A 13101-nucleotide genomic window follows, 5' to 3' on the forward strand; every position below is an offset into this window, starting at 1 on the left:
GGCTCGCGATGGAAACCCCGCCCTGGGTCCGATTGAGAAGGTTTACGTGGCGGCCATTGGTAGCCGGGAACATCTATGGCCTCACTAGAGGTACCCGAGCTGGCGTACGAGGAGTACACGAATCGCCAGCTCGCTGCCGTCCCGCTCGCGATTCTCGCCGTCGCAGTGGCCGTACTGGGGATCACCTTCGCGTTGACCGGCACGCCACTCGCCCTCGGCATCGAGTTCACGGGTGGTACGGAGTTGACGATCGCGACCACGGCCGATCAGGACGAGGTCGCTGCGGCGTTCGAGCAGGAACCGACGTCGATCCAGCCGGTCGAAGGGCAACAACAGTACATCGTCCGGTTCGCCGCCAGCGATCTCGAAGGGTTCGACGAGGACGGGCAGGCGATACTCCAGGATCTAGTCGACCAGGCCGACCAGAACCTGGAGCCAGCAGCCGGGGCAGACGGCTCGTCGCCAGTCGTCGGTGAGTCGCTGACGTCGGCGTCGTTCGGCCAGCAGATCCAGTTCACTGCGCTGATCGGGCTGGTCGTCGCGTTCATCGGTATGAGCGCCATCACGTTCGGGCTGTTCCGGACGTTCGTCCCGTCGGTCGCCGTCTCCCTCTCGGCCTTTTCGGACCTCATCATCCCGCTCGCATTCATGAGTCTCTTCGATATCCAGCTCACCCTCGGAACCGTTGCGGCCCTCCTGATGCTCATCGGCTACTCGGTCGACTCGGACATCCTGCTCAACAACCACGTCCTGCGCCGGAGCGGCTCGTTCTACGAGAGCGTCCACCGCTCGATGCGGACGGGGATCACGATGACGGTGACCTCGACGGTCGCGATGCTCGTCATGGCGATCGTCGCGTGGTTCTTCGGGATCGGTCTCCTTCGTGACATCGGCCTGATCCTGGCCGTCGGTCTCATCGCGGACCTGATGAACACCTACCTGATGAACGTGAGCCTGCTTCGCTGGTACAAGTTCGAGGGGGTGGCCCGATGAGCGCCCGCGAGACGTTCTCGAAGTGGTGGCGGATCGCCGTCCTCGTGTTGCTGGTGAGCGTCGCCCTCTACGCGCTGTTCATCCCCGGCGGAATGTTCGGCTCGTCGGACACCGGGTCCGTCGGCGACGCGAACGAGACCGCAACCGACGACTCGCTGCACAACCTCGTCTTCGGCCTCGATCTCGACGGCGGCGCCCGTATCAGCGCGCCGGCGACCGGGATGACAGTCGACGACGTCACGCTGGATCACGGCGGAACACCCGAACAGGCCCAGCAGGCGGGCAACGACCTGGAAAGCACCCTCAGGGAGTCGTTCCAGTCCGAGTACGACGACTTCCAGGCCGCCGACGTCACGGTCCGGTACCACCAGGGCGACGACAGCTACACTGTCGAAGTGTTCGACGACAACGTCTCGGCCGCCGCGTTCGCCGAGACGCTCTCGGCGGAGGGCCACGACGTCTCCGAAAACGACGTAGAGGATCGTGTGACCGAAGAGACCCGCGAGTCGATGGTCTCCGTCATCACGAGCAAACTCAACCAGGCCGGGCTCTCCGGTGGGCAGGCCTACACGACGGAGACGCTCGGCGGCGAGCACTACATCGTCGCGGAGGCGCCGGGGTACACGGCGGCGGAACTCCGGGCACTGCTCGAACAGCGTGGTTCCATCGAAGTCCGGGCGTACGTCCCCGACGGGAACGGGAGTCAAGAAAACATCACGCTGCTCCAGCAGGAAGACTTCGACACCATCATGTCGGCTGAGTATGATAACGAACAGAATCAATACCAGGTCGGTGTGACGCTACACGACGGCCCTGCGGCCGAGTTCGAGTCGCAGATGAACGAGATCGGCTTTACCTCCGAGGGTGTTGGACAGTGTTCTCTCCGACAGAACGCTGCCGGGAACTACGACTTCGCCGACAGCGGTGACCAGTGGTGTCTCTTGACCATGTCCGACGGCGAGGTCGTCAGTGCCCTGGGGCTGGAAGATAGGCTCGCTACAAATATGCGGTCCGGAGAGTGGAAAAACGACCCGCGATACAACATGGTAACCGGCCGCGGCGAGGGGAATGAGGAGGCTGCCCAGCACGCGAACGAAATCTCGATGAACCTCCAGGCCGGTGCGCTGGACGCTCCGCTCGACTTCGGGAACGCGCAGGTGATGTCCGTGCAGTCGTCGCTCGGTGACCAGTACAAAACCGATTCGCTACTGATCGGCATCTTCGCGGTGTTCGCCGTCAGCGGGATGGTCTACGTCCGCTATCGCGACCCGCGCGTCGCCCTGCCGATGATCCTGACGGCGCTGTCGGAGGTCGTCATCCTGCTCGGCGTGGCCGCCGCGGCGGAGATGGCGATCACGCTCGCGCACGTCGCCGGGTTCATCGCGGTCGTCGGGACGGGGGTGGACGACCTCGTCATCATCGCCGACGAGGTGATGGACGAGGGCTCGGTTACCCAGGCGCGGATCTTCAACAATCGCTTCCGCAAGGCGTTCTGGACGATCGGCGCCGCGGCGGCGACGACGATCATCGCCATGAGTCCGCTGGCCGTCTCGAGCAGCCTCGGTGACCTCCAGGGCTTCGCCATCATCACCATCCTCGGCGTCCTCATCGGCGTCTTCGTCACCCGACCGGCCTACGGCTCGATTCTCCGGAAGCTGCTGACGAGCGAGGAGTAACGGGCCGTCCTCTCGTTCGCCGCCCATCTCTCTCTCAGTTTTCGCCGCGTTCACCTGGACCTGGAGTCCCTGGTGTCACGCTCGAGTAAGTCCGCCAGGCGACATCGACGGCCGCTGGTGCTCGGTAACCAACCGAAGGCGACCATCGGGTGTGCCCATTCGTGTCGCCGTGAAAATATTTTTACACCAAGGCGTTCGAATTCGAGATACTGACCGACGACGAACTCAGGCCGCCCGACCGCGATCCAAACAAGGGAATCGACCACCCGATCCCGGAGGGTAACGCCCGTCGGTGGGCTGTCATCGCGATGCTGGTGCTCTTCGGGGTCGTGACTATCGGTGGGTTTCTCGCCACGTTCCTGTAACCGGGTTCGTTGTCGTGGTGACCGTGGCGCCCCGATTATCGAACGCCGTCTCGTAGTTGCCCGGCGACGCGGCTACCGACCTCGCGGTCGATCCGGCGTTGCTCGAACACGTGCCGGGCGCTCGTCGCCGCCTCGTCGTCGACGGCGAACTCGGTGTCGGGGTAGGTCACGTCCGCGAGGACGAGCGGTTCCGGCGGCGCCGGTGGAATGCCTCCGTGCCCCGGGAGTGACTCGGCGGCCAGGACGCGATCGATCTTCTCGAGCGGGGCCTCGCCCGTCCCCACCCGGTGGAGGAGGGTGACGAGCCGACGGACGAGCTGGCGCGCGAAACCGCCCGCCTGGACGGTCACGGTGAGAACGTCCCCGCCCCGATCGGCCGCGAGCGAGAGCGTCCGCTCGGTTCCCTCGTCGTCCGGCGTGAGGTTGTGGTAGTCGTTGTGGCCACTCAGCCCATCGAGCGCCTCGTGGAACAGGGCATCGTCGACGCGACGTTCGTCGGCGGCCGCAAGGCGTCCCCGACGTCGATCGTTCCTGCTCTCGGGCGGCGCGTACAGGTGGTAGGTGTAGGTCCGCGCCGTCGCGTCGTGGGTCGCGTGGAACGAGTCGGGCACGTCGGCGCTGGCCCAGGCCCGGATCTCGGCGGGGAGTTCGGCGTTGAGCGCTCGCGGGGTGAGCCACTCGGGGGCGTCGAAGGCGACGGTCTGGGCGAGCGCGGAGACGCCGGCGTCGGTGCGCCCGGCGGCGGCGTAGCCCTGCGGGCGGTCCGGGACGGGTCCGGCAGACTGGCTGTCGCTGGCCGAGGTCGACGCCGCCGCAGGGCGGTACGCGTCGAGCGCCCGGAGCGCGTCGAAGAGGGCGTCCTCGATGGTCGCGACGTCGGGCTGGCGCTGGAAGCCGAAGTAGTCGCGACCGTCGTAGGCGAGCCGGTAGGCGCGCATCGTGGGCGAATTGCGCCGCGATCGGGTTAGCTCCGTCGGGACCGATGTCGAGTGCTGGCGCGACTGACCCCCTGCGTACGCCGGGGCGGTGACCTTCCCCGCTTCTGCTGCAGATAGGGTACCATGACGACGCACGGCGATTCGGCGGACGACGAAGAGCGCCATGGCAATGGGCGGTCAGGGACGCAAGAAACGGACAGACCGAACGTCTGTCTGGTCGTTCTCGACACCGCGCGGGCGAGCGACGTCGACGCGACGACGATGCCGACGCTCACCCGTCTCGGCGAGGACGGAACGCGGTTCGAACGCGCGTTCTCGACAGCCCCGTGGACGGTCCCGTCGCACGCCTCGCTCTTTACGGGGACGTACACGAGCGAGCACGGGACCCACGGCGGCCACCAGGTGCTCGACGATCGGTTGCGGACGCTCCCGGAGGCCTTCGCGGCTGCGGGCTACGAGACGGTCGGCGTCTCGAACAACACCTGGATTACCGCCGAGTTCGGCTTCGATCGCGGATTCGACGCCCTCCGACGGGGGTGGCAGTATCGCCAGTCCGACACCGACATGGGAACCGTCGTTCGCGGCGAGTGCCTCTCCGAGAAGCTCCGGGCCGCCCGCGAGCGTCTCTTCGAGGGCAACCCGCTGGTGAATCTGGCGAACGTCGTCTACAGTGAGTTCCTCCAACCGGCGGGCGACGACGGCGCCGCCCGGAGCGTCGACTGGATCGACTCGTGGCTCCGAAGCCGGTCGACCGACGAGCCGTTCTTCTGCTTCTGTAATCTCATTGAACCCCACGTCGTCTACGATCCACCCCAGTCCTCCGCCGAGGCGTTTCTCCCGTCGGGCGTCTCACACGAGGATGCCCGTGCAATTCGGCAGGACCCCCGTGCATTCGACTGTGAGGAGTACAGTCTCGACGAGGAGGACTTCGCAGCCCTCCGCGGACTGTATCGCGGCTCGCTCGCGTACGCCGACGCCCAGCTGGCCCGGCTGCGGGAGTCGCTCGAAGCAACTGGCGCGTGGGAGAACACGATCGTCGTGGTCTGTGGCGACCACGGTGAACACGTCGGCGAACGCGGTTTCTTCGGTCACCAGTACAACCTCTACGACACCCTCTTGCACGTCCCGCTAGTGATCCACGGTGGCCCGTTCACCGATGGGACGCCCCGTCGCGACCTCGTTCAGCTGCTGGACTTCCCTGAAACGCTGCTCGACGTGACGGGTGTGTCGGACCCGCCCCTTCGGGAACAGGGCGCCGGTCGATCACTCCATCCCGGCGCCGACGAGTCCCCGAGAGACGCCGTCTTCGCCGAGTACGTCGCACCGCAGCCGTCGATCGAGCGTCTCGAAGCTCGCTTCGGCGAGGTACCCGATCGCGTCCGCGCGTTCGACCGTCGCCTCCGAGCGATCCGGACGGCCGAGTACAAGTACGTCGAGGGCTCTGACGGCTTTCGTCGCCTTCACTATCTCCCCACCGACCCCGACGAACGGCGCGATATCGCCGCCGAAAACCCGTCGGTGGTAGCCGACCTCTCGGCCAGGCTGGACGCCCAGCTTGCGGGCGTCGACCACACGCCGCAGACGGAAACCGTCGCGATGAGTGACGGGACGAAGCAGCGCCTGGCCGATCTGGGTTATCGGTAGCCGCGTCACTATCCGACCTGGCTCGACGGAGAATGGGGTCGCGATGCGACTTACTGTGCCACGTTGTAGTCGACGTGGACGGTGGGTGTACTCTCCGATTCCGGTGCGGGGACGCCGTTCCAGTCGACGAGGTTGACGGTGGCCAGCTCGCCGGAGAAGCGAAGGCGGGTGATGCCCACCTCGATCGTTCCCTCGGCGGCTGATCCGGAGACGATCGTCCCGTCGGCGACGGGGTCGTCGGAGGCAGCCTCGATCTCGCCGTCGACGGTGACCTCGAACGACGAGGGGACGCCGCGACCGACGATCGTCACGAGATTTGGAAGCGGTTCGTCTGTGGTCGACTGCGTACCGGTCCGTACCGGCGTGTCGCGTGCCATACCGGGAAACGCCGGGGCCCCACCATAAGTCTTCTAGTCGAAAGGCTCGTTCGTTCATGAAAGGTGGGAAAATCTGGATTTTATTGGTATGATTCTGTGAATGTCTTTGAGTTTGTACAGTAATATGGGGTTACGGACGGCCGAGTCGTCTCGGTTACCGCTTCTGGAGCGTCTGTGCGTCGAAACCGTCGACCTCGTCACCAGTGTTCACTCGCTGTGATGGAGGGAGCAGCTGACAGCATCGCCCGCGGCTACCCCCTCTCGGTGGCCAGGTGGGAACTGGTCGACGGCTGTGTCTCCGGTGGCGAGGACGGTGAGTGTCGAACGCACCACGGCCCGGTTGCTGTCTGGATGCGTCGGTTTGTCTCACCGCGCCTCGTATTGGCCCCGCTACTCTGCTGGTATGGATGGCCTAGGAATCGTACGGCGGGAGTAACAACGGTCTGTCGGATGGAGTGTCTCTTCGGTTGTCGATGCACGAACTCACCGGGTTTCAACGCGACCTGCTGTACGTAATCGCCGCGGCCGACCAGCCGTCCGGCCAGGACGTCAAATCGGAGATCGAGGGGTACTACAGCGCCGACATCAATCACGGTCGGCTCTATCCGAACCTCGATACCCTCGTCAATCGGGGACTGGTCGAGAAAGGCCAGCTCGACCGCCGGACGAACTACTACGACATCACGGGAGAAGGCGAGCAGCTGATTCGGGAACGACGCGAGTGGGAATCACAGTACGTCGATACGTGATCGGTCACGATCGCGTGCGAGCCACCCCTCCTCGTCACCAACGACGCCCCTGACAGCGCCGCGGCGGACCGGTCCTCCACTCCGTCGCGAGCGGCGCCGACGGTCGGTTGTGCGGCGCGAGGTCTCGACAGCCTCGCGACCGCCGGTCGGTCGGGTCGGCTTCGATAGCCGGGCATCCCGTTCGCCCAGCGTTGCGGCCCCATCGGCGCCGCCTTGGCCTCTCCTGGTGCAACATCGGGCGCGGGCCGGTGACCCGACATGCCTGTTCTTCGCGACGATGTGCTCACCGCGACTGCGCCGACTCGTCACCGTCGACGGTTGCGTCCAAGTCGGCCGCGACGCGTTCGACAAGGTCGGTGTCGTACGCTTGCCGGGCGCTCTCGACCGAAAGCAGCCCATCGGCGAGATCGCGTCGGAGCGCATCCGGGTCGCGGTCGGCGGGGTCGCCGTACCCGCCGCCACCCGGCGTCCGGATGCTGACGACGTCGCCGGCGTCTAGGTGCTGCGTGCACTTCGCCGGGAGCGCCTCGGTACGTTCGTCGGGTCCGTCGACGTCGTCCGCGTCGCTCTGATGGACCGCGGCTCTGTACAGCACGTCCTCACCAGGCGCACCGCTTTCGCCGCCTGCGACGCCGTACGGGGCGTGCGTTCGGCGGTCGGCGAGCAGGCTGAACGCCACCCCGGTCGATCCTGTGGCCCGGACGCGAATGTCTCGTCGAAGGCCGAGGCCGCCACGGAACTCGCCCGCACCGCCGGTGTCCGGCCGGTAGGCGTAGCGCTCGACGGAGAGCGGGTAGGCGGTTTCTAGCACCTCCGCCGGCGTATTCATCGTGTTCGACATGTGGACGTGGACGCCGTCCATCCCGTCGCCGCTCGCGTGCGCGCCGAAGCCGCCTCCGCCGGTCTCGTAGAAGGCGTAGGGGTCGTCGGTCCGCGGGTCGATGCCGCCAAACGTGACGTTGTTCATCGTTCCCTGGCCCGCCGCGAGTGCTCGTTCCGGCGCGATTTCGGCGAGGGCACCCAGGACGACGTCGGTCACGCGCTGGGAGGTCTCCAGGTTGCCGCCGACGACCGCGGCCGGCGGTTCGGCGTCGACGACGGACCCGTCGGGCGTCTCGATCTCTATCGGCCGGTACGCGCCCGCGTTCGCGGGAATCTCGGGATCGGTCACGCAGCGCACCGCGTAGTACGTCGCCGACGCCGTGACCGCGAAGACGGCGTTGATCGGGCCCGCGGTCTGGGCGTCCGTCCCGTCGAAGTCGACGGTGAGCGCGTCGCCGTCGATCGTCACGCTCGCCTCGATCCGGACATCCTCGCTGGCGCGGCCGTCGTCGTCCAGCACGTCGGCGTAGCCGTAGGTGCCGTCGGGCAGGTCCGTGATCGCCGCGCGCATCCGTTTTTCGGCGTAGTCCTGGACGGCGTCGACGGCGGTTCGCAGCGTGCCGACGCCGTGGTCGCCCACGAGATCGAGCAGTCGCCTCCGGCCGGTCTCGTTGGCCGCGTGCTGGGCGCGCAGGTCGCCCCGGCGCTCGTCGGGCGTCCGCACGTTCGCGAGGAGCAGTTCGACCGTGTCCGTGACGACGTCGCCGCCGTCGTAGAGCTTCACCGGCGGGATCCGCAACCCTTCCTGATAGATCTCCGTCGAGTCGGCCGCGACGCTGCCCGCCCGGGCGCCCCCGATATCGGCGTGGTGGGCGCGGTTGGCCGCGAAGCCCAGGAGTTCCAGGTCGTCCGTGACGGGTTCGTCGTCAGCACTTCTTCCGACCGAATCGGCCGTGACCGCGCCGTCTGTCCCCTCGTCGTCGACGAAGATCGGCGTCACGAGCGTGAGGTCGGGCAGGTGGGCGCCGCCGCGGAACGGGTCGTTGAGGACGACGGCGTCGCCGGGCGAGAGCGTCTCCGGCGGGAAGCGCTCCAGCGCGGCCGCGACGGAGAAGGGCATCGCGCCGAGGTGGACGGGCATCGTCTCGGCCTGGCTCAGCATCTCGCCGTCGGCGTCGAACAGCGCGCACGAGCAGTCCTTACGTTCCGTGATGTTCGGCGAGTAGCCCGTCCGGACCAGGTTGGCGTTCATCTCCTCGGCGACCGCGGCGAAGGCGTTTCGAAGGACTTCGAGCGTGATCGGGTCGATGTTGTCGCGGTCGGGGTCGGTCCGCTCACCGTCGCCGCCGGTGGGGCCCCGACCGCCGCTCCCACCGAGACCGTCTCGCTTGCCGTCACCGCCGGTGCCACCTGCTGCCCTCGGATCGGATTCGTCGCTCATGCGTTTTCCTCCATGACGATGGTGCCGTACCCGTCGACAGTCGCGCGCCAGCCGGGGCGGACGACCACCGTGCTCTCCGGTCCGTCGACGATCGCGGGGCCGGTGACGTCGCTCCCCACGCTGAGCGCGGGGCGGTCGTACACCGGCGTCTCGCGGGTCGTCCCGTCGAAGACGACCGATCGCGTCCCGTGGACCGCCTGGTCCGCGTCCGAACCGGTTCCCTCGGCCGCCGAGAGCCTCGGTGGCTCGACGACGGCTCGGACGCGCGCCCGGACGGTGACCAGTTCGACGGGTTCGTCGGGCGAGGCGTGCCCGTAGCGTCGCTCGTGGGCCGCGTGGAACGCCTCGACGGCGTCGGTGAGCGTCTCGTCCGTGACCGGCCCCTCGGGCAGGTCGACCGTGAGATCGAACGACTGGCCGGCGTAGCGCAGGTCGATCGAGCGCTCGACGACGATCGAGTCGGTTGTGGCGTCTAGCTGCGCCCACCCCTCGTCTTCGAAGTCGGCGAGGGCGGTTTCGATCGCGCCCGGGTCGACGGCCGCGAGCGGGCGGACCATCGACGCGCTTCGCTCGACGAGCCGATCACTGACCAGCAACCCGAGCGCCGAGAGCACCCCGGCCGTTCGGGGGACGAGTACTCGCGGGATGGACAGGGACTCGGCGAGTGCCGCCGCGTGGGCCGGTCCCGCGCCGCCGTAGGCGACCAGCCCGAAGTCGCGCGGATCGTGGCCCGCTTCGACGCTGACGACCCTGAGCGCCCGCTCCATGCTCGCGTTCGCGACGTCGAGGATGCCCTCGGCGGCCTCGGGGACCGAGAGGCCGAGCGGCTCGGCGACGTGTTCGGCCACCGCGGCTTCGACGGCGTCCCGATCGATACCCGCGGTCCCGGGGTCGTCCGCGTCGCGATCCAGGAAGCGGGCCGGATCGAGCCGGCCGCACAGGACCTGCGCGTCGGTCACCGTCGGCTGCGTGCCGCCGCGGCCGTAGCAGACCGGGCCCGGCTCAGCGCCGGCCGATCGCGGGCCGACGCGGAGGGCGCCGCCGTCGTCGACCCACGCGATCGAGCCGCCGCCCGCGCCGATGGTATGGACGTCGATCGATGGCACGGCGACCGGATACTCTCCGATCTCGAGGCCGGTCGTGACCGTCGGTTCGCCGTCTCTGACCAGCGAGACGTCGCAGGAGGTGCCGCCCATGTCCATCGTGATGACGTTGCCCTCGCCGCGGAGCCCGGCGACGTGGGCCGCCCCGCGGACGCCCGCTGCGGGCCCGGAGAGCAGGGTATTGACGGGCCGCGTCCGGGCGCGATCGGCGCCGATCGTCCCGCCGTTCGACTGCATGATGCGAAGGGCGGGCTCGATCCCGCGATCGGCGACGGCTTCCTCCAACCGCCCGACGTAGGCGTCCATGACGGGCTTGAGCGCCGCGTTCAGCGCCGTCACCAGCGTCCGCTCGTACTCCCTGATCTCGGGCCGGACGTCGCTCGACAGCGAGAGGGAGACCGGCGAATCGCCGCTCTCGTCGACGGTATCGTCGTCACCGCCGAGCTCGTCTTCGAGAATCTCCGCGACCCGGCGCTCGTGGGTGTCGTTCTCGAACGCGAAGAGCAGCGAGACGGCGATACTCTCGATTTCCGCGGGGAGCTCGTCGGCGACCGCGCGGACGGACGCCTCGTCGAGCGGCGTCCGTACCTCGCCGCGTTCGTCGAGACGCTCGGTCACCTCGAAGCGGCGGCGCCGGGGGACGACCGGCTCCGGTTTCGACACGGTGTAGTCGTAGATGTCGGGGCGATCCTGTCGCCCGATCGCCAGCGCGTCGCGAAAGCCCTCGGTGGTCACGAGCGCCACGTCGGCCCAGTCACGTTCGAGGACGGCGTTCGTCGCCACGGTCGTCCCGTGGGCCAGATCGGCGACGCCAGCGACGGCGTAGCCGGCGGCGTCGCGGCTCAGTTCGAGGCCGTCGACGACGCCCTCGTCCGGCGCGTCGGGCGTCGACGGCGTCTTCGTGACGGTGAGCTCGCCGTCGCGAACCGCCACGACGTCGGTGAACGTCCCGCCGACGTCGACGCCGATCCGGACGCCGGGCGATGATTCTGTCATAGCACTCGCTTGCAGCGACCGGGGCATAATGGTTGGCGAGGCGGCAGGCGGGAGACGAGGGAGGACGAATCCTTCCGCGAATGCGTGGTGGTACGTCGCTACGAGAACGTCTTCGGCACCCACGTCCGGTACGGATCGTCGGTCGCGTCCATCCAGGCGACGAGTCGGTCGGCCAGCTCCCGGCGGACGTCGGCGTAATCCGGGTGGTCGATCAGGTTCTGGAGCTGGGCCGGGTCGGCCTCGCGGTCGTAGAGTTCGTTCACGTCGGGGCCGTTGTAGACAAACGTGTAGCGTTCCGTGCGGACCAGTCGTTGGGTGTAGAGGCCGAATTCCTCGCCGGAGTACTGGCCGAAGGTGGAGTCGGGCCAGGCGTGCGGTCGCCGGCCGGAGAGCAGCGGAACGAGACTTCGGGCGTGGAACGATTCGGGGACCGAGACGTCGGCGAGTTCGCAGAACGTCGCCGCGAGGTCGTGTACGTGGACGGGTGCCTCGCAGGTCGTCCCCGGCTCGATCTCGCCGGGCCAGCGGACCTGCAGCGGGATCCGGTAGGTGTCGTCGTACATCAGCGGCCCCTTGTTGAACTGGCGGTGCCCGCCGACGAAGTCGCCGTGATCGGCCGTGTGGACGACGACGGTGTCGTCTTCGAGTCCGTGGTCGGCGAGTGCGTCTATGACACGACCGAACTCGTCGTCGATGAGCGAGACGAACCCCCAGTACTTTGCAAGCACCTCGCGCCAGGTCTCCCGGTCGAAGTCCGCGACCCCTCGATAGCGGAGGAACTGCTCGTGTGCCCGGGGCTTCCCGTCGAACGTCTCGGCGTAACTCGCCGGCAGGGAGACGTCGGCCGGGTCGTACATCGAGGCGTAGGGCTCCGGGATCACGTACGGATGGTGCGGGCCGTAGAAATCTGCCCGGTGGAAGAACGGCCGGCCGGCGTCAGCGTCGCCGTCTCCGGACCGGTCGACGTCGCCCTCCGCGTGAGCGTCGATCGCTTCGATCGTCCGGTCGGCGAGAAAGTGCGCTCGTGTCGCCTCGATGGGGACCGGGGTCGTCGCCGCGACGAGCGTGCCGTCCTCGCCGGCGGTGTAGATCGCGTCCGAGAACTCGATCTCGCCCAGCGGGAGGCCCCGTTCCTCGCGGTAGCGTGCGAAGGCGTCGTCCAGCGCGTCGTCGTGGTGGTCGTCGCTCCCGCCGCGGTAGGCGAAGCCGAATTTCTCGGGCGTCGCCTCGTGCCCGACGTGCCACTTCCCGGTGTAGGTGAGGGCGTATCCCGCCTCGGCGAGGCGCTGGGAGAACGTCGGGATCTCAGGATCCAGGTTCGACCGGATCGCGTCGGCCTCGTGGTGGTTGTTCAGCATGCCGTGGCCGTGGGGAAACTGGCCGGTGAGCAGCGAGGCCCGTGCGCTCGTACAGATGCTCGTCGGCGTCGTCGCGTTCGTAAAGCGCATTCCTGCTGCGGCGAGGCGGTCCATCGCGGGCGTCTCGACGAGCGGTCCGTCGGGCGCGGAGACGTCGTAGCGCTCCTGATCGGTGAGCGCGAGCAGGATGTTCGGCGGCGCGTCGGCCATCGGGCGGCGTACACCGACGGCAGTGATAATGGTGGGGTGCGAGCGAACTGCGGATCCTCGTGACCGAACCGTTCGAATCCGGTAGTCTCGGTCGCGGTTCGTCGCGGGCGGAAGGATTAGGACAGTTCGGTCAGATTACTCGGCTAAAAATGCCTGTCCCAGTACACCCTTCGACTGACCGCCTTCGGCTCGCTATGTGGTGGTAAGCCGTGACTACTGCCTACTGTGCGGTCTGTGGCTGGTCCCACGAAACGGGGCCGGAGACGACCCGCTCCGACCTGAACAGAGCGATGATCGACCACCACGTCGAGACGGGCCACACGCCGATCGAGACGGACGAGGCGACGCCGCGTGCTAAACCGGCAACCGCCGCAGCCGAACCGGACGTCGAGTGGACGCCTGTCGAACGAGAGTTCTGATATACGGTAG

The 13101-nt window shown here is 67.7% G+C and carries 10 protein-coding genes; 5 read left to right on the plus strand and 5 right to left on the minus strand.

Going from position 1 to position 13101, the window contains the following annotated elements:
• Positions 1-75: 75 nt before the first annotated feature.
• A complete protein-coding gene (gene secF / locus C479_RS09485; protein WP_007701468.1) occupies positions 76-993 on the plus strand; it encodes a protein translocase subunit SecF in 918 nt (305 codons plus the stop codon).
• Positions 990-2669 carry a preprotein translocase subunit SecD gene (locus C479_RS09490; RefSeq protein WP_007701469.1) on the plus strand — a complete coding sequence of 560 codons (1680 nt, stop codon included), beginning with the start codon at positions 990-992 and terminating at the stop codon, positions 2667-2669. Before secF ends, C479_RS09490 begins: the two co-directional genes overlap by 4 nt.
• A gap of 400 nt (positions 2670-3069) precedes the next feature.
• On the opposite strand, the gene truA is transcribed toward C479_RS09490, so the two are convergent.
• The gene (gene truA / locus C479_RS09495) at positions 3070-3972 is read right to left on the minus strand and encodes a tRNA pseudouridine(38-40) synthase TruA (protein WP_007701470.1); all 903 of its coding nucleotides are present in this window, start codon (positions 3970-3972) and stop codon (positions 3070-3072) included.
• Positions 3973-4095: 123 nt separating this feature from the next.
• Here truA and C479_RS09500 point away from each other — a divergent pair, with 123 nt between their 5' ends.
• On the plus strand, positions 4096-5616 hold the full coding sequence (locus C479_RS09500; protein ID WP_007701471.1) for a sulfatase: 1521 nt from the start codon (positions 4096-4098) through the stop codon (positions 5614-5616).
• A 50-nt stretch (positions 5617-5666) separates the two neighbouring features.
• Here the strand turns inward: C479_RS09500 and C479_RS09505 are convergent, their stop codons facing one another.
• Positions 5667-5993 (minus strand): hypothetical protein, encoded by a 327-nt coding sequence (locus C479_RS09505; RefSeq protein ID WP_007701472.1) that lies wholly within the window; start codon positions 5991-5993, stop codon positions 5667-5669.
• A 473-nt stretch (positions 5994-6466) separates the two neighbouring features.
• Here C479_RS09505 and C479_RS09510 point away from each other — a divergent pair, with 473 nt between their 5' ends.
• Positions 6467-6742, plus strand: a complete 276-nt coding sequence (locus tag C479_RS09510; RefSeq protein WP_007701473.1) for a PadR family transcriptional regulator — start codon at positions 6467-6469, stop codon at positions 6740-6742.
• Between the two features lie 283 nt (positions 6743-7025).
• Here the strand turns inward: C479_RS09510 and C479_RS09515 are convergent, their stop codons facing one another.
• The 3 genes from C479_RS09515 to C479_RS09525 all read right to left on the minus strand — a co-directional run bounded on the left by C479_RS09515 (position 7026) and on the right by C479_RS09525 (position 12672).
• Positions 7026-9005, minus strand: coding sequence for a hydantoinase B/oxoprolinase family protein (locus C479_RS09515; protein WP_007701474.1), 1980 nt, complete (start codon positions 9003-9005; stop codon positions 7026-7028).
• Positions 9002-11104: a hydantoinase/oxoprolinase family protein gene (locus tag C479_RS09520; protein WP_007701475.1), complete on the minus strand. Its 2103-nt coding sequence runs from the start codon at positions 11102-11104 to the stop codon at positions 9002-9004. Before C479_RS09520 ends, C479_RS09515 begins: the two co-directional genes overlap by 4 nt.
• Before the next feature lie 98 nt (positions 11105-11202).
• Complete coding sequence (locus C479_RS09525; protein ID WP_007701476.1) at positions 11203-12672, minus strand: sulfatase-like hydrolase/transferase; 1470 nt, start codon at positions 12670-12672, stop codon at positions 11203-11205.
• 209 nt (positions 12673-12881) lie between these two features.
• On the opposite strand from C479_RS09525, the gene C479_RS09530 reads away from it, so the two are divergent.
• On the plus strand, positions 12882-13091 hold the full coding sequence (locus tag C479_RS09530) for a hypothetical protein (protein WP_007701477.1): 210 nt from the start codon (positions 12882-12884) through the stop codon (positions 13089-13091).
• Positions 13092-13101: the final 10 nt, after the last annotated feature.

It is taken from the genome of Halovivax asiaticus JCM 14624 (genome assembly GCF_000337515.1).
In the GTDB taxonomy this organism is placed as follows: domain Archaea; phylum Halobacteriota; class Halobacteria; order Halobacteriales; family Natrialbaceae; genus Halovivax; species Halovivax asiaticus.